This window comes from Arthrobacter sp. Y3225116, assembly GCF_059091245.1.
The window spans coordinates 1-17,781 of record NZ_JBNHGL010000050.1; the positions used below are offsets into that span (position 1 = coordinate 1).

The window sequence follows — 17,781 nt, forward strand, 5'->3', positions numbered from 1 at the left end:
AGGCCGCCAGCGGCACTCCGCGGATCGGGTTGCGCGGGGCCTCGGCGGGTGCCGGAACCTGCAGCGCCCGCAGGAAGCCGGCCAGCGCGGGCGCGTAGCGGTCCCGCGCCGCGGGCGGCAGGACGGCGGCGCTCCGGCCGTCAAACCACGGAACGATCGACCAGTGGAACGGGAAGTGGTCCGTGGGCCGGCCCCGGTGGACCACGGCGGGGACCGGCAGGGGCAGGCTTGGCGCGAGGAGCGGCAGCCAGCGGTTTTCGTTGAGCAAGAGCCGGTCCCCCGTCGCGTGCCGGGGAAGCCGGACCGCCAGCCGGCTGCCGAGGCGGAAGATGACGTTGTCCCAGCCGCTCGCGGCCCGCCGCAACGGAAGCCGGGCCAGGGCCGGGAACTGTTCGGCCAGCAGGCGGCGCACCAGTCCATCGGTGATCGGGACCTCGGCGGGCATCCCGCTATCCTGCCATGCGGCTCCGGAGCAGACAACGCCCCCGCCGGTAACGGCAGGGGCGTCGTCTGCAGGAGGTCCCGTCGAACCCGCGGCCGCTAGGCCAGCGGAACCGGGCCGATATCGGTGCCGGCGGCCGCGTGCGCCCTCGGTGGGGCCGGGCGCCGCGGAACCGGGCCGATATCGGCCCCGGCAAGCCGCGACGCATTACCGCTCATCATGCGCTCCACCGGCTAACCCTGAACGCCGAGACGTTCAAAGATCAGCTCGCGCACCCGACCGGCGTCGGCCTGCCCGCGGGTGGCCTTCATGACCCCGCCCACGATGGCGCCGGCGGCCTGGACCTTGCCGCCGCGGATCTTCTCGGCCACCTCGGGCTGGGCGGCCAGCGCAGCATCGATGGCTTCCAGCAGGGCAGAATCGTCCGACACCACGGCCAGGCCGCGCTTCTCCACGACCTCCTCGGGCGTGCCCTCCCCGGCGAGCACGCCGTCGAGCACCTGGCGGGCCAGCTTGTCGTTGATCTTGCCGGCCTGGACCAGGCGGTCCAGTTCGACCACGGTCAGCGGGCTCACGCCCAGTTCCGAGGGTTCGAGTTCGGCTTCCTTGGCGCGGCGGGAGATTTCACCCATCCACCACTTGCGGGCCACGGCGGCGGAGGCTCCGGCGGCAATGGTTTCCTCGATCGATTCCATCACGCCGGCGTTGACCACGTCGCGGAATTCGGCGTCGGAGTAGCCCCATTCGGCCTTCAGCCGCTTGTGCCGTTCGGCCGGCGGTTCGGGCAGCCGGGAACGCAGTTCTTCGATCCACTCTTCGGTGGTGACCACGGGGACCAGGTCCGGTTCCGGGAAGTAGCGGTAGTCATCGGCGTCGGACTTAGGCCGGCCCGCGGTCGTGGAGCGGGTGTCCTCGTGCCAGTGGCGGGTCTCCTGGACCACTTTCTGGCCGGCGTCCAGGACCGCCGCGTGGCGCTGGATCTCGAAGCGGACGGCACGTTCGACCGCACGCAGCGAGTTCACGTTCTTGGTCTCGGAGCGGGTGCCGAACTGCTCCGCGCCCTTGGGCATCAAAGACACGTTCGCGTCGCAGCGGACGTTGCCGCGTTCCATCTTTGCGTCGGAGACGCCCAGGTTCTTGACGATCTCGCGGACGGCCGCCACGTAGGCGCGGGCCAGTTCCGGAGCGCGGGAGCCGGCTCCGACGATCGGCTTGGTGACGATCTCCACGAGCGGAACGCCCGCGCGGTTGTAGTCCACCAGCGAGTACTCGGCGCCCTGGATCCGGCCGGTGGCGCCGCCCATGTGGGTGAGCTTGCCCGCGTCCTCCTCCATGTGCGCGCGTTCGATCTCCACCCGGAACACTTCGCCGTCTTCCAGTTCGATGTCCAGGTAGCCGTCGTAGCAGATCGGGTCTTCGTACTGGGAGGTCTGAAAATTCTTCGGGGTGTCCGGGTAGAAGTAATTCTTCCGGGCGAAGAAGCAGGACTCGGCGATCTTGCAGTTGAGCGCGAGCCCAATCAGGATCGAGTACTCCACCGCCGCCTTGTTCACCACCGGCAGGACGCCGGGCAGGCCCAGGTCCACCGGAGACACGTTCGTATTCGGCACATCGCCGAACGCGTTCGGAGCGGCGGAAAACATCTTGGTCTTCGTGTTCAGCTCAACGTGGACCTCAAAACCGAGGACCGGGTCGTACTTCGCCATCGCCTCTTCGAAGGAGACCAGCTCTTGTGTTGCAGCCATTTACTTCATACCTCCGAGGACAGGAGCCTGGGCCAGCAGGGGGCCGCTCCACTGGGCTTCCAGCAGGTTTTCAAGACCGGCGCCGGCGCGGTACAGCCGGGCATCTTCGCGGGCGGGGGCCAGGAACTGGATGCCCACCGGCAGTCCGTCGGCCAGGCCGCCCGGCACGGATATGCCAGGCACCCCGGCGAGGTTCGCCGGAATGGTGGCCACGTCGTTCAGGTACATCGCCATCGGATCGTCCAGCTTCTCGCCCAGCTTGAACGCGGCCGTCGGCGCAGTGGGAGAGACCAGCACGTCGACCGTTTCGAACGCCGCGTCAAAGTCGCGCTGAACCAACGTGCGGACCTTCTGCGCCGAACCGTAGTAGGCGTCGTAGTAGCCTGCGGACAGGGCGTAGGTGCCCAGGATGATGCGGCGCTTGACCTCGTCGCCAAAGCCGGCGGCACGCGTCGCACCCATCACGCGCTCGATCGTCATTGGGCCCTCGGCCGGCAGCACGCGATGCCCGTAGCGGACGCCGTCGAACTTGGCCAGGTTGGAGGAGACCTCGGAGGGCATGATCAGGTAGTAGGCGCCCAGCGCGTACTTGAAGTTCGGGCAGGAGACTTCCACCACCTCGGCGCCGGCCCCGCGCAGCAGTTCCAGGGCCTCGTCGAAGCGGGCCTGGACGCCGGCGGCATAGCCTTCGCCCTGCAGTTCCTTGATCACGCCGATGCGCATGCCCCGCACGTCGCCGTTCCGGGCGGCCTCGACCAGCGCCCCCACCGGGTCGGTGAGCGAGGTGGAGTCGGCCGGGTCGTGTCCGCCGATGACCTCATGCAGCAGGGCGGCGTCCAGGACCGTGCGCGTTACCGGCCCGATCTGGTCCAGCGAAGACGCCATCGCGATCGCGCCGTAGCGGGACACTCCGCCATAGGTCGGCTTGACGCCCACCGAACCGGTCACCGCGGCCGGCTGCCGGATGGACCCGCCGGTGTCGGTGCCCAGCGCCAGCGGTGCCTCGAAAGCCGACACGGCAGCGGCGGAGCCGCCGCCCGAGCCGCCGGGGATCCGGTCCAGGTCCCACGGGTTGCGGGTGGGGCCGTAAGCGGAGTGCTCGCTGGAGGAACCCATGGCGAATTCGTCCAGGTTGGTCTTGCCCAGCATCGGCATGCGTGCCGCCCGGATCTTCTTGACCACGGTGGCGTCGTAGGGGCTCATCCAGCCTTCGAGGATCTTCGAGCCGGCGGTGGTGGGCTGGCCCACGGTGACGATCAGGTCCTTGATCGCTATCGGGACGCCCGCCAGGGCATGCAGCTCTTCGCCGGCGGCGCGGGCTTTGTCCACGTCCGCCGCCACCGCGAGCGCCTCGTCGGTGTTCACGTGCAGGAACGCGTTAATGTCGCCGTCGACCTCGGCGATGCGGTCCAGATGCGCCTGGGTGACCTCCACCGAGGACACCTCCGAGGCGGTCAGCATCTCGGCCAGTTTGGCCGCGCTGTTGGTAATCAGTTCGCTCATGGCTGCGCCCTACTCCTCGTCCAGGATCGCCGGAACTTTGAACCGGCCGTCGGCCTGGTCCGGTGCGTTCGCCAGGGCAAGTTCCTGGCTCAGCGTCTCCCCCACCACGTCCTCGCGGAACACGTTGTTCAGCGGGATGGGGTGCGAGGTCGCCGGAACGTCGGGGCTGGCAACTTCCTGGACGGACTTGATCGAATCGACAATGACGTCGAGTTCGCCGGCCATCTTGTCCAGTTCTTCGGCGGTCATCTCAATGTGGGCCAGCCGCGCCAAATGCGCCACCGCCGCACGATTGATCTCAGACATGAGTCTCCTACGCGGATGGAATGCTTTTCCTTCTCAGTCTACCGGCGCAGAAGGGTCGGGATTCGCCAGGGAACGCCGAGGGACTATCCCGCGGCGACAGCCTCGGCTTCCCTGCGTTCGGCCTTGGGCTTGGCGAACCGCAGGTACAGCGAAGGGACCACGAAGAGGTTCAACAGCGTGGAAGTGACCAGCCCGCCAAGGATAACCAACGCCATCGGGTGCTCGATCTCGTGCCCCGGGATGCTGCCCATCACCACCAGGGGCACGAGCGCCAATCCGGTAGCGAGCGTGGTCATCAAAATCGGCGAGAGCCGTTCCCCCGCCCCGCGCAGCACCAGCGCCGGACCAAAGGTTTCGCCCTCGAACTTCTCCAGGTGCTGGCAATGGTTGATCAGCAGGATGCTGTTGCGCGCGGCTATGCCCATCACGGTCAGGAACCCGACGATGGACCCGAGGGAGAGCACGCCGCCGCCCAGGAAAGCCGCAAACACGCCGCCCACCAGCGCGATCGGCAGGGTCAGCATGATCATCGTCGCCAGGCGCCAGCTGCCGAAGGACACCTGCAGCAGCAAATAGATGACGGCGAGCGCCACAACGGCGAGGGTCAGCAGCAGCTGCGTGGCCTCCTGCCGTTCTTCGTACTCGCCGAGGATTTCGGCATGGAACCCGGGCGGCAGCTCGATCTCTGCCAGCCCTGCCTCCATCGCCTCGACCACTGAGGCCAGCGCCCCGTCTTCGACGTTGGCCTCGATGTCGATGCGCCGGGAGTTGTCGTCACGTTCAATGACGTTCGGCGTGGGCCGCAGACTGACGTCGGCGACGTCCGCCAGCCGGATGCGTTCTCCGCTCGGGGTGTCGATGGGCAGGTTTCTGATGCTGGTCACGTCGGAACGAATTTCCTCCGGACTCCAGACCTGGACGTCGTAGGCCTTCCCGCCCCGGTAGACGTCGCCCACTTCTTCTCCGGCCACCAGCGTCGCCGCGGCGCGCCGGACGTCGCCGGGTTTCAGCCCGTACCGCTGTGCCGTCTCCAGGTCGACGGTCACTTCAAGTTGCGGCACGTCCACCTGCAATGACACGTGCTCGTCGATGGCGCCGTCGGTTGCCTGGAATATCTCGTTGATTTCCTCGGCTTTCTCCCGCAGCATGTCCAGGTCATCGCCGTAGAGCCGCACCACCACCGCGTTGCTCGATCCGGTCAGCACCTCGCGGATCCGTTCCTTCAGATAGGTCTGCACGTCGCGGTATATACCGGGGTAGCCTTCCACGACCTCCTGGACCGCGGCCAGGGTCTTGTCGTAGTCCACCGCCGGATCGATGCTGATCCAGTTCTCGCCGAAGTTGACCCCGACCACCTCGTCGGCGGCAAACGCCTGTCCGATGTGGGCGCCGCAGTTGCGCACGCCCTCGATTTGCAGCAGTTCCGCGCAAGCTCGCTGGCTGATGCGGTACTCCTCCCCCACCGAGGTGCCGGGCTGCGTAACCCAGTGCATCAGGAAGTCCCGCTCCTTGAAGTCCGGCAGCAGCGACTGCCCGAGGAATGGCGCCATCACGGCCCCGGCTGCCGCGATGGCGCCGAAGACCACGTAACTCGGACGCGGGCGCCGCACGAAGCGCTTGAGGATGGCGTGGTAGCCGCGTTTGAGGACCCGTACCAGCGGAGGCTCGCGCGACTCCAACGGCACGTTGCGCATGAGGATCAGGGCCAGCGCCGGGGTGACCGTCAGGGCGACCAGCATCGAGGCGAGCACCGCCAGGGTGTAGGAGATGGCCAGCGGCCGGAAGAACGCCCCGGTGAGTCCTTCGAGGAAGAAGATGGGGATGGCCGCCACGATGATGATCAACGTGGCATAAACGATCGGCCCGCGGACCTCAAGGGAAGCGTCCAGCACCACCCGCATGGTGGACCTGCTGCCGCCATCGGCGCGGTGCTGGCGCAGCCGCCGGATGATGTTCTCGATGTCGATGATGGCATCGTCTACGACCACGCCCACGGCAATGACCAGCCCCGCCAGGACCATCGTGTTGACCGAACTGCCGCTGAGGTAGAGCACCAGCGCGGCGGTCACGAGCGAGAGCGGAATCGCGATGATGCTGATCAGCGCGGTGCGCCATTGGAACAGGAACGCGCCGAGGACCATCATCACCAGGACGGTTCCGAGCAGCAGCGCCACGGTCAGGTTGTTCAGCGATTCTTCGATGAAGCTGGCGGGCCGAAAGATTTCAGTGTCGATCTCGATGCCGCTCAGGCCCGGCTCCATCGTCTTCAGCGCCGCTTCCACCCCTTTGGTGACTTCCAGGGTGTTGCCCCAGGGCAGTTTCTCCACGATGAGCATGAGCCCCTCGCCCTGGTTGATCACGGCGTCCCCGATGAGTGGCTGGTGGTCCTCAACCACGCGCGCAACATCGCCCAGGCGCAGCGGATCGCCGTCGCGCTCGTCGATGGTCACCTTGGCCAGAGCCTCCGGCGTCGTAATGGGCAGCACGTGTTGGATGCCCAGCCGCTGGTTGGGTGTCCCGATGTATCCGCCGGTGCCGATCACCGCGCCGGGGGAATATTGCAGCAGCCCTGCATCCAGGGCGTCGGCGGTGACCGTCATCACCTGATTCAGCGACACGCCCTCGGCGCGCATCTTCTCGGGTTCGGCCTGCACCTGCAGCATCTGCAGTCGCTCGCCCCAGATGGCCACGTTCGCGACGCCGGGCACGCGGAGCAGGTGGGCGCGGATCTTCCAGTAGCTGATCATCGACATCTCGATCAGCGAGCGCTCGTCGGAGGTCAGGCCAATCTTCATGACGCGGCTGGTCGACGACAACGGCTGCAGCATGACCGGCGGCGATGCCCAGGTGGGCAGGGTCGGAGTGGTGTTGGCGATCCGCTCCGAGACGAGTTGCCGGGCGGTCAACAGGTCTGTGTCCGGTTCGAAGATCAGCACGATGGAGGACAGTTGGGAGACGGATTTCGAGCGCAGGTCGTCCAGGCCCTCGACGCCGTTCAGGGCCTCTTCCAGCGGGACGGTGACCAGCTCTTCCACCTCGGAGGCGGTCAGGCCGATGCAGATGGTCTGGATTTCGACTTTCGGCGGTGCGAACTCAGGGAAAACGTCCACCGATGCGGTACTCAGGCTGACGCCGCCGAACAGCATGATTCCGACGGCGATGGCCACCACCACGGACCGGAATTTGAGGCTGAAAGCGACGATCCGGCGCATGTCAGTGGGCCGTATCGAACTCGGCGCCGAAGAGTTCGGCGGCACCGAGGGTGACGATGTCGGTGCCGGGCTCCGGGCCGTCGCTGAGGTGCACGACGTCGCCCTCGATCCGGTCCACCTCGACGGGAGCCCGGACGAAGACCAGGGGTTCGGGGTTGGTGTAGACCCAGGTGTCGCCGGCAGCATCGTAGATCAGCGAGCTGTAGGGAATCTCCAGCCCACTCCCGGTTCCGGCGGCCACCGGCTCCGTGGTCAGGTCCAGCCGTTCGGCCGCTTGCTCGGTGAGGGTGAGCCGGTTCAGCTCGGAGCCGGGAATCGTCTCCTTGACGGCGGCCTCGATGCCCTGGGGTTCCATTTCCGGGCCGGCTGCCGCGCAGCCGGACAACACAATGGTTGCCGCGGCCGTCGCTGCGACCAGCGCACTGTGGCGTCCATGACGTTGGCCAGTCATGACATTTCCTGCCTCCGTTGCAGTACAGACTCGTGCATATTGACCAGTGAGTTCGACCAGTCGGGTTGGCCGGAAGGGCCGAGCGTGAGGACCAAGACCGGCAGGACCCACAGCACCAGCAGTGCGGTGGTGATCAGGCCGCCCCAAAGCACCACGGCCAGGGGCAGGATGGTGACGGCTCCGACGGTTCCGCCCAAGGCGACCAAGGGCACCAGTGCCAGGGCAGCGACCGCAGCCGCCAGGAGCATCGGCGGCAACCGGTCGCCGACGGCCCTGCGCATCAGTTCGACCGGACGACGGGACGGGTCGTCGCTCTGCAACGTCTGGAAATGCCCCACCAGCTGCAACGCTTCCCGGATGGCGAAGCCGAGCACCGCCGCGAGCCCCACCAACGCATACAGCGATCCATCCCCACCGGTGAGCAGGATCGCGAGCACTCCTCCGGACAGCGCGACCGGCAGTGCCAGCAGCACCAGGGCGGCGAGCCGCCAACTACCGAGCACGGTTTGCAGCAGGATCAGGATGCCGACGGCAGCCGCGGCCGCGAGCCACCAAATCAGCTGGGCTGAAACCTGCTGTTCTTCGTACTGGGGCGGGATTTCCGCGTGGTACTCGACCGGAAATTCCATCTCGGCGATCGCTGCGCGGATTTCCGACTGAACCTCGCCCAGGCTGCGCCCCTCGATATCGGCGAGCACGTCGATGCGGCGCGAGGTGTTGTCATGATGAATGACCGTCTGGTTTGGACTAATGCGCACGTCGGCTACGTCGCCGAGCCGCACGCTGCCGCCCTCAGGAGTATCGATGGACAGCTCGCGGACACTGGTGAGGCTGCCCCGGGTAGCTTCGTCGCCCTTGACGATCACCTGGAAAACCTTTTGCTGCTCAAAGATGAACCCGACTTCGATGCCCTGCAGGATGGCGGCCGCGGCGCGGCGCACGTCACCCGGTTTGATGCCCACCCGTTCGGCGGCGTCCAAGTCGACCTCGATCTCCGCGATCGGCTGGTCCACCGCAATGTCCAGCCGCGGGTTGGCTACACCGTCGATCCCGGCCATGACCTGTTGGAGCTCTTCGGCCTTCTCCCGCAGGATGGGCAGCTCGATTCCGTAGACGCGTACTTGGAAGCCCTGCTCGTTGGCCTGGCGAACCCGGTCGACCTGGCCTTCCGGATAGGTCAGCACCCGGTTCGCCAGGCCGGGGTAGCCGTCGACGATTCCCTGCACGTCGGCTTTGACCCGGTCGAAGCTCGCGCCGTCCTCGAGCGTCACCCAGATCTCGCTGGAACTGACGTTCGCCTCGGTATCCGATGTGATGGCCCTCCCGACGTGGCCGCCGACGGCCGCGACGCCGTCGACCGTCCGTAGTTCATCGCTGGCCCTGGCAGTGATGCGGTTCATCTCGGTATTGGCGGTGCCGGGAGCGGCGTCCCACTGAATCAGCAGGGTGCGGTCCGGCACGGAAGCCACCACGGGGTTTCCGGCAGCGACGAGCGGGATCGCAGCCAGGGCGGCGATCCCGAGTACGGCGACTACGCCGGCTGCCAGCCAGCGCCGCCCCTCGGCGGTGGAGGCGAGCAGGTGGTCCAGCCTGCGCCGGACCTTCTGCACGGCGGCGGGGGCCGGCCTCTTTTTCTCCCGGGCGGGCACCAGAATGCTGGCAAGGGCGGGCGTGACGGTGTGGGCCACGATGAACCCCACGGCGACGGCCAGCAGGTAGGAGAGTATCAGGGGCCTCAGCAAGGCGCCGTCGACGCCCCGGATGAACAAGGCCGGGGCCAGCGCGAGCAATGTTGCCAGGGCCGCGAATATCATGGGCATTCTCGACCGCCGCAGGGCCCGGGCCAGCAGGCTTTCCCGGCCGTCGGTCGCCGTCGCCTCCGCCGGTTGCTGATTCCCGCCGAAGCCGGCCGGGGTGCCTGCCGCCGTTTCCTGCCCGGCATGGTGCGCGGGGGCCGGCGCGAAGGTTCGTGCAGGCTGGCCGGTGTCCTTGTGCCGGACGCTGTGCAGGTCGGCGATGACGTCGCCCACGCCGACGATCAGCGCCAGCACGATGCCGGCGAAAGCCATGGTGTTCAGCACGGCTCCCTGCCACTGCAGTATCAGCGCCGCAGCCACGGCCGACAGGACGATGGCTGCAAGCCCGATGAGGGCATACCGCCAGGATCGGAAGGCAAGGCCGATGCCAACGGTCACCACGAGCAGGCCGATGAGCAGCGCCAGCCCCAACTGGTTCGCGGCGGACTCCAAAAAGCTTGCCGGGCGGAAGATCGTGGAATCCACCTCGATGCCGGGCAATCCGGGGCGAAGCTCGTCCAGTGCCTCCTCGAGGTGTTTGGTGACCTCGACGACGTTGGCATCGGGGAATTTTTCGATGACCAGGATGAGCCCCGGGGCGTCTCCGGTTACGGCGTCGCCGATCAACGGCTGGTGGTCCTCTCTCAACTCCGCCACATCGGCGAGCTGGAGCGGCTTGTCGCCGGTCCCCTCGACGCTGACCTTGCCCAGGTCCTCGGCGTTCTGGATCGGCAGCACGTGCTGGATGCCGATGCGTTGGTTGGCCGACTCCAGGAATCCGCCGGTGCCCGGGGTCGAGGCTTCCAGGAAGCTCAGCGGGGACACCCAGACGGCATTACCCGTGGTCTCAATCACTTGGTTCAGCGTCACGTCCTGTGCGCGGAGGCGCTCGGGGTCCACATGGACCTGGAGCTGTTGTTCACGCTGGCCCCAGATCGACACGTTGGCCACCCCGGGGACGCCCATCAGCACGGGCTTGATGTTCCAGCGCGCCAGCACCGACATGTCGATCACCGACTGCTCGGCGGAGCTCAGCTGGACCATCATGACCCGGCTGTTCGACGACAGCGGCTGCATCAGCACCGGGGCCGTAGAGACGTTCGGCAGCGCGAAGGCCTGCGTCAACCGCTCTGCCACCAGCTGCCTGGCCCGCAGGATATCGGTGCCGGGTTCGAAGACCATCTCGATGGAGGATAAACCCGGGACGGAGACCGAACGGATTTCATCCAGCCATGCCACGCCGTTGAGCAGGTCGGCCTCCATCGGAGACGTGATCAGCTGCTCGACCTCTACGGCCGACAGACCCAGCGCCTCGGTCTGGATTTCGACATGGGGCGGGGCGAATTCGGGGAGGTTGTCCACCGGCATCGACGGCAGGGTCACCAGTCCCAACCCGAGAATGCCCGCCGCGGCAGCCAAGACCAGCAACCGGAATTTGAGGGTCCAGCGAACCAACAAGCCAGACATAAAAACGCCCCCAACGGCGCAGAGCGATTCGGGTCACTACCCGTCCCCGCTCACCCATGAAGCTTGTGCGGACGCCCGGTCCGCACGGTAGGAGTTCGGCCTGCCTTGGCGTAGCTCCGGTCCCCATCGAGGCGTTGGCCGACCGGCGTGTTCCCCAACGGATCACTCAAAATGCTGTCCCCAGTGTGGCACAAACGGCCAGCGGGCGACAAGGAAAATAGCGAAGCAGTTTGACCGCCTTAGGCCGGGCACCTAGAATGTGGCCCCCGCGAACGGCCGGTAGGGGTGTCGGGCTTCCGACCGGACACCGGAGTCCGTCGCGGCGAGGAGGCCCCATGCGTCCGGCTCGACTGGCTGCCATAGCCCTGGCCGCCCTCATGCTGCCGTGCTGCAGCAGCCCAGGGCAAGGCTCTCCCGACCCGGCGCCGCAAGCCTCGACGGGACCCACTTCCTTGACCTCCCACGCGCCCGCCGCCCCGCCGGTTACGTCACCACCTGCCTCAGACCCGGCCGGCACGGCGGCCCCCGCGCCCCGGACAGGCGGCAACTCCGCGGAAAGCGTGAGATTCGCGGCGGCCGGGGACTTCGGCTTCGACGAAGGTGCCGCGATGGTGCTGGAAGCGATGGCGGGAAGCGGTCCACGCTTCGGCCTGGCGCTCGGCGACCTGTCCTACGGGCTTCCCGGCACAGAATCGGGGTGGTGCAGTTTCGTCACCGACCACCTGGGGCCGGATATCCCCCTGCAGTTGGTTTCCGGAAACCACGAAAGCGATGGCCGGAACGGTTCGATCGATGAATTCGCCCGCTGCCTTCCTCCCCGCTTACCCGGCGTCCAAGGCACCTATGGGCGGCAATGGTTCGTGGACATCCCGCAGCGGAATCCCCTGCTGCGGCTGATACTGATTTCGCCGGGCCTGGAGTTTCCCGAATCCGGCCGATGGGACTACCTTCCCGGGACCGAGCAGTACCGGTGGACGGCCGCTGCCATAGACTCGGCCCGCGCGGCGGACATTCCGTGGGTTGGGGTTGGCTCCCACAAGCCCTGCCACTCGGTGGGCCGCTACGAGTGCGATCCCGGTCCCGCCGTGACGGATCTGCTGCTGGACAAAAAGGTGGACCTGGTGCTGCACGGCCACGAACACCTCTACCAGCGGACACACCAACTCGCCCTGGGCCCGAACTGTCCGTCGCTGCTGCCCGCGCAAAGCAATAATGCCTGCATCTCCGACACCGACGCCGACTTCGAGTCCGGTGCCGGCACGGTCTTCGCGACGGTCGGCACCGGCGGGCAACCGCTGCGCGACATCAACGGCTCCGACGCCGAGGCACCCTACTTCGCCGCCTACTCCGGCGCAAACGTCGAGCCCACGCACGGGTTCGTGGAGATCGAGGTGACCGAGGACTCCCTGAAGGCCACGTTTGTGGGCGCCGGCGGCGCGAACTTCACCGATTCGTTTACCCTCAGCAAACCCTGAGCATGCGCTGCCTGCAGCGTCCGTCCCTGCGGCTGCTAGAGGCGTTTCACGAAGACCAGCAGCCGGATGTCGGTCCCCGGTACCGGCCAGTCGCGCTCCGGCACCCGGTCGAATCCCAGCGATTCATACAGCCGGTGCGCCGCGGTCCAGTCGCTGCCGGTGGTCAGGCTCACGGCGCTGATGCCCTGCAGCGTGCGCGCGTACTCCACGATGGCGTCCACGAGGGCCCGGCCGACGCCGGAGCGCTGCAGCCCCGGATCCACGGCCAGCATCCGGAACTCCAGTTCACCCTCCCGGGCAATGTCGGCATACTCCCCGCCAGCCTGCGCCAGGGTGACCGCCCCGGCCACCTTTCCGCCCCGCTCGGCCACCCAGATCTCGGCATGCTGTGCCCGGTGCGCCACGTCGGAAACGTGCACCAGATACGGGTGGTCGGCTGCCGGGAAGTGTCCCGCGGCCAGGTACGCCTCGCGCGTCAGGCGCTCCACGTCGTCGAAATCGGTGGCGGTGGCAGGGCGGATGGTGATCTGCATGTGCTTGGGCGGTGTCCTTGCGGGTATGGAAAGTACGACGTCGGGGCTTACCTGACCAGTTTCCCGCACCGCGGGCGGTGCGCGCCAATGGGGGTTCGGGGTTCAGGCCTCGCCGCCGTACCGCCGTCCCGCCGGCGGTCCAGCCGCCGGACCGGGCAGGGGCGGGAGCAACTCCGGATGGACCCGCCGCTGCAGGGCGGCGACGGCCTCGGCCGGCAGCGCCAAGAGACCGTCGAGCTCCTTGCGGGCCCGTGCGTAGGCCAACTGCCGCTCGGCGGGGGTTGCCGCCCGGTCCACCGCGATGGTCAGCAGCCGGCGTGCGGTGTTCAGCCGCAGCCGTTCGGGGCCGCTGAAGTGCTGGTCCTGAATGCGGCGGGCCTCGCGTTCGGCGATGTCGAAGGCGACCTCGTAGGCCCGCACGGCCTCGCGGTATTCGCGCAGCCGCTCGTCGGTGGCAACTTCCGCAGCGGTGACCGGCCGCAGCCCGTCCGCGGTCCGTTTGGCGCGCAGGAACGCCACCGTGAGCGGCTCGCGGACATCGGACATCATGGGAAAATCGATCAGCTTGGCCACGTCCAGCTCGTAGTCCAGCCAGCGTGCGTTGACCGCATCGTGGTCGGCCATCACCGCCGCGGTGTCGCGGAGCCGCTGCTGTTCGGCAGCGGCGGCGGCACGCAGCCGGTCGGCCTCGCGGCGGGCAGCCTCCGAGCGTGCGCTTTCGTGGCGCCGGCCCCCGCGGTTCCAGCCCTGGCCGCGCCGGGTGCGCTTGGCACGCTGTCCCATACCGGAGACCACGGCGAAACCGACCCAGATGAACCACCAGGGGAAACCATCAGCAAAGAATTCGTTCATGGCTCACCTCGCACCTCCATCGTCCCATGGCGGGTGATGCCAGTCACGATGGTTTCACGAGGCCGCCCGGATGTCCGCGCGCTGCGCGACGTGCCTGCCGCCGCCAACGGCGCACGTGCCCGCTGCTACTGCTGCCCGGGGCCGTTGGTGCGGCGGTGGCCGACCCGGTAGTCGCTGCCGTCCGGCTCGCGGTCCAGGAAGCCGTCATCGACCAGGGCGCGGCGGAGCATCGGCACATCGGAGGTGAACGCGGCCAACCGGGCGTTCAGGTCCTTCTCGGTCATGACCTCGCCTCCGGCGATGACGCGGTCGCGGATGTAGCCCAGCAGTTCCAGCCGGTCCGAGGCGCGGGACGGCAGCACCACCAGCCCGCCGGTGAGGAACCTTTCCGGCCCGGCCGGCCCGGGTTTCCGTGCCGCGGCCAGCGCGGCCTTGAAGACGCCCGGCTCGACGGCGAGGGCACCGCCGTCGTCCGTCACCAGGCCGGAGGCAACCAGCTTCTGCCGTTCCTTGGCGGTCATCTCCGGCTGTTGGCCCAGCACCAGGGCGGCATAGAGCCCGCGCAGGCGCTGGCTGGCCAAGGCGGAAAGCAGCTGCTGCCAGCTGGGCCCGGGCCCTGGCCGCTCCCCCGTCATGCCGTGCCGGTTTCCAGCAGCCGGCGGAAACCGTCCTCGTCCAGCACGGTCAGGCCCAGGGACTCGGCCTTGTCCAATTTGGTCCCCGCGTTCTCGCCGGCCACCACATAGCTGGTGTTCTTCGAGACGGAGCCCGAGGCCTTGCCGCCGCGGATGATGATCGCTTCCTTGGCCTCGTCACGGCTGAAGTTCGGCAACGTACCCGTCACCACCACGGTCAGCCCCTCCAGCGTGCGGGGCATGCTCTCGTCCACCTCGTCGGCCATCCGCACGCCGGCGGCCGCCCAGGCATCGACAATCCCGGCATGCCAGTCCTCGGCGAACCACTCCTTCAGCGCCGCCGCGATGGTGGGACCGACGCCGTCGACGTGCGCCAACTGGTCCTCGCTGGCGGCCCGGATGGCGTCCATCGACCCGAAGGCCGTGGCCAGGGCGCGGGACGCGGTGGGACCCACGTGCCGGATGGACAGAGCCACCAGGACGCGCCAGAGCGGCTGGGTCTTGGCCTTCTCCAACTCCTCGAAGAGCTTCCTGGTGTTGGCCGTGGGAACCGAAGGCTTCTTGGCGGTGCCCTTGGTATAGAAGTAGGGCACCAGCTCGGTCTCGCCGGTGGGCACCCCCTTGTTCTTCTTCTCGCGCCGGATCCGCACGTCGGCCAGGTCCTCGGGCCTGAGGTTGAAAATCCCGGCCTCGTTGGTGAGCGGAGGCTGTTCGGGTTCGGCCGGCCGGGTCAACGCGAACGCCGCCTCGTAGCCCAGCGCTTCGATGTCGAAGGCGCCGCGGCCGGCCAAATGGGCCACCCGCTCGGTCAGCTGCGCCGGGCAGGACTTGGCATTCGGGCAGCGCAGGTCGACGTCGCCCTCCTTGCCGGGAGCCAGCGGGGTGCCGCACGAGGGGCAGTCGGTGGGCATCACGAACTCGCGCACCGGCGGATCCTGCGCCTCCCGCAGCGCCAGCACCGGGCCCACGATCTCCGGGATGACGTCGCCGGCCTTGCGCAGCACCACGATGTCGCCGATCTTCACACCCTTGGCCTTGACCACGTCCTGGTTGTGCAGCGTGGCCATCTCCACCGTGGAACCGGCCACCTTCACCGGCTCCATCACCCCGTACGGCGTCACCCGGCCGGTGCGGCCCACGTTCACCCGGATGTCCAGCAGCTTGGTGTGGACCTCTTCCGGCGGATACTTATAGGCCACGGACCAGCGCGGCACCCGCGACGTGTGGCCCAGCGCGCGCTGCAGGCCGAAGTCGTCCACCTTGACCACGATGCCGTCGATTTCGTGCAGCAGGTCGTGGCGGTGCTCGCCGTAGTGCTCGATGAACTCCAGGACCTCTTCGTAGCTGTCCACGACCTTGAAGTAGGGGCTGGTGGGCAGCCCCCATTCCTGCAGCAGGGCGTAGGTCTCCGATTGGCTCTCGGCGTCGAGCCCTTCGCGGGCGCCGATCCCATGGACGAACATATGCAGCGGCCGCTCGGCCGTCACCTTCGGGTCCTTCTGCCGCAGCGAGCCGGCCGCCGAGTTCCGCGGGTTCGCGAACGGCGCCTTGCCCGCCTCCACCATCCGCTCGTTCAGGGCCAGGAAGTCCTTGGTGGGAATGAAAATTTCGCCGCGGATCTCCACCTCGGCCGGGATGTTGGTGCCGGAGAGCCGGCGCGGAATGTCCGCGATGGTCAGGGCGTTGTGCGTGATGTCCTCGCCGGTCGTGCCGTCCCCGCGGGTTGCGGCGCGGATGAGTTCACCATTGCGGTAGAGCAGGTTGACGGCCAGGCCGTCGATCTTCACTTCACTGAGCCAGCGCAGTTTCCTGCCGTTGCCCAGGTTGGCCACCGACGCCGTGGCGCGGTCCACCCAGGCCTTCAGCTCGTCCAGTGAAAAGACGTCCTCCAACGAGTACATCCGCTGCAGGTGTTCCACCGGGGCGAACGCGGCCGAAACCTCGCCGCCGACTTCCTGCGTGGGCGAGTCGTTGGCCACCAACTCCGGGTGCAGCGCCTCGATCTCTTCCAGCCGCCGGTACAGCCCGTCGAATTCGGCGTCGGAGACCAGCGGGGCGTCCTCGTTGTAGTACGCGTAACGGTACTTGCGGACGTCCTCGGTCAGCTGCTCGTACTCGTGGCGGATCTCGTCACTGGGAATGCCGCTGGCAGGTGTTTCGACTGTGCTCACCTGACTATCTTGCCCGAGAAGGGCGGTTCAGGCGACGACGGCGGAGCCCGCGTGCCCCCGGTGGCCCGGCGGCCGCTCAGTCTTCGGCGTCCGGCCGTTCGTCGAGCAGCGGCAGGTCGGCCGCGGTGACCAGGTGGGAGGTGACGGCGTGTTCGACCAGCCGCGCGCGCCGGTTGGTGGCAAGCTTTCCGCCGCCGCCGCGCAGCCCGGCGACGCCCACCCGGTCCAGTTTGTCGCAGACATTGTCCAGCTTGCGGTTGAACTTGGTCAGGGGCCAGCCCAACCTGGCCGCAGCCTGCGAGGACGACGGAATCGAGCTGAGCCCGGTCCCGTCACGCTTGAGCATCGGCTCGGCCAGGGCCAGGATCAGGGCCTTCTGCGACGCGGTGAACACCACCGGGCCGATGGTGGTCTCGCCCACCGCGTCCGTGTCCCGGTGTTCCTGGCGGAACGACGGCGTCTTCACGTGGACCGACAGCTCATAGGTTGTGGGGCCGGCCGTGAAAACGATGTTCGTCTGGCTGAAGACCATCGGGATCCGCGCTCCCGGCGCCAGCCACGCCTGCATGCCCCCGGTGGAATCGGCGATGGTCGCGGAGATGAGGGAACCCACGTTGGCCAGCCACCAGATGCCGTCATAGTGGGCGATCTGCAGGAACTTGCGGTGCAGGTAGGGGTTGTCGTCGATCTCCAGGTCGCCTTCGCGCCCAATGGTGAACACGTCGTCGTTCGTGGCTTCATACCATTCGCCGCAGAACTCAATGCTCACATCCGACACCGCTAGCCCCCTTGTCTGCGCCGACCAGGGTCAGCGCGTGATTCATCGTTCCAAACCTACCCGCAAAAGCCACCCAGTCCGGGCAACTACTGATCCGCGCAACCGCGGACCGGATCCGAGGCCCGGCCATTGGCCCGCACCACCACCACTTCGATGCAGGTGCGGTCGTTCTGCGCCAGCGGCACGGACGCCTCGGGTTCGCCGGTGCGCTCGGGCTCGCCCCGGCCCAACGCGGTAACGGGCGTCCAGATGAACATGTCGCCGTCCCGCGGGTCCGGATTGGTCCAGCTGAAGACCGCCTCGCCGCCCTCGACCCGGCCTGCCAGGTCCTCGGGCGGCACCACGTTGCCGGACAGGCCCTCCACGGCCATCAGATAGGAAAAGCACACCTCATAACAACACTAACAACTAATTA

At 67.7% G+C, this 17,781-nt stretch carries 14 protein-coding genes; 1 reads left to right on the plus strand and 13 read right to left on the minus strand.

Annotated features, from left to right (window positions below; translation table 11 throughout):
* The 7 genes from AC5RV2_RS07235 to AC5RV2_RS07265 all read right to left on the minus strand — a co-directional run.
* The coding region (locus AC5RV2_RS07235; RefSeq protein WP_494091802.1) for a phosphotransferase at positions 1-445 on the minus strand (445 nt) is incomplete at its 3' end.
* 230 nt (positions 446-675) lie between these two features.
* Positions 676-2,187 (minus strand): Asp-tRNA(Asn)/Glu-tRNA(Gln) amidotransferase subunit GatB, encoded by a 1,512-nt coding sequence (gatB, locus tag AC5RV2_RS07240; protein ID WP_494068081.1) that lies wholly within the window; start codon positions 2,185-2,187, stop codon positions 676-678.
* On the minus strand, positions 2,188-3,690 hold the full coding sequence (gene gatA / locus AC5RV2_RS07245) for an Asp-tRNA(Asn)/Glu-tRNA(Gln) amidotransferase subunit GatA (protein WP_494091803.1): 1,503 nt from the start codon (positions 3,688-3,690) through the stop codon (positions 2,188-2,190).
* Positions 3,691-3,699: 9 nt separating this feature from the next.
* Positions 3,700-3,996: an Asp-tRNA(Asn)/Glu-tRNA(Gln) amidotransferase subunit GatC gene (gatC, locus tag AC5RV2_RS07250; protein WP_493977642.1), complete on the minus strand. Its 297-nt coding sequence runs from the start codon at positions 3,994-3,996 to the stop codon at positions 3,700-3,702.
* An 83-nt stretch (positions 3,997-4,079) separates the two neighbouring features.
* Positions 4,080-7,208, minus strand: a complete 3,129-nt coding sequence (locus tag AC5RV2_RS07255) for an efflux RND transporter permease subunit (RefSeq protein WP_494091804.1) — start codon at positions 7,206-7,208, stop codon at positions 4,080-4,082.
* A gap of 1 nt (position 7,209) precedes the next feature.
* Entirely contained in the window at positions 7,210-7,659 is a 450-nt protein-coding gene (locus AC5RV2_RS07260) for a hypothetical protein (protein WP_494091805.1), read from the minus strand.
* Positions 7,656-10,922 carry an efflux RND transporter permease subunit gene (locus tag AC5RV2_RS07265; protein WP_494091806.1) on the minus strand — a complete coding sequence of 1,089 codons (3,267 nt, stop codon included), beginning with the start codon at positions 10,920-10,922 and terminating at the stop codon, positions 7,656-7,658. Before AC5RV2_RS07265 ends, AC5RV2_RS07260 begins: the two co-directional genes overlap by 4 nt.
* Before the next feature lie 560 nt (positions 10,923-11,482).
* Between AC5RV2_RS07265 and AC5RV2_RS07270 the strand changes: the two genes are divergently transcribed.
* The gene (locus AC5RV2_RS07270; protein WP_494091807.1) at positions 11,483-12,397 is read left to right on the plus strand and encodes a metallophosphoesterase; all 915 of its coding nucleotides are present in this window, start codon (positions 11,483-11,485) and stop codon (positions 12,395-12,397) included.
* 35 nt (positions 12,398-12,432) lie between these two features.
* Here AC5RV2_RS07270 and AC5RV2_RS07275 read toward each other — a convergent pair whose 3' ends face one another.
* From AC5RV2_RS07275 to AC5RV2_RS07300, 6 genes are all read right to left on the minus strand, one after another.
* The gene (locus AC5RV2_RS07275) at positions 12,433-12,930 is read right to left on the minus strand and encodes a GNAT family N-acetyltransferase (protein WP_494091808.1); all 498 of its coding nucleotides are present in this window, start codon (positions 12,928-12,930) and stop codon (positions 12,433-12,435) included.
* A 102-nt stretch (positions 12,931-13,032) separates the two neighbouring features.
* On the minus strand, positions 13,033-13,782 hold the full coding sequence (locus AC5RV2_RS07280) for a hypothetical protein (protein WP_494091809.1): 750 nt from the start codon (positions 13,780-13,782) through the stop codon (positions 13,033-13,035).
* 125 nt (positions 13,783-13,907) lie between these two features.
* A complete protein-coding gene (locus AC5RV2_RS07285; protein ID WP_494091810.1) occupies positions 13,908-14,417 on the minus strand; it encodes a DUF2087 domain-containing protein in 510 nt (169 codons plus the stop codon).
* A complete protein-coding gene (gene ligA / locus AC5RV2_RS07290; protein ID WP_494091811.1) occupies positions 14,414-16,588 on the minus strand; it encodes an NAD-dependent DNA ligase LigA in 2,175 nt (724 codons plus the stop codon). The genes AC5RV2_RS07285 and ligA overlap by 4 nt, the downstream gene beginning before the upstream one ends.
* A 76-nt stretch (positions 16,589-16,664) precedes the next feature.
* The gene (locus AC5RV2_RS07295) at positions 16,665-17,366 is read right to left on the minus strand and encodes a hypothetical protein (protein WP_494091812.1); all 702 of its coding nucleotides are present in this window, start codon (positions 17,364-17,366) and stop codon (positions 16,665-16,667) included.
* Between the two features lie 86 nt (positions 17,367-17,452).
* A complete protein-coding gene (locus AC5RV2_RS07300; RefSeq protein ID WP_494091813.1) occupies positions 17,453-17,755 on the minus strand; it encodes a hypothetical protein in 303 nt (100 codons plus the stop codon).
* Positions 17,756-17,781: the final 26 nt, after the last annotated feature.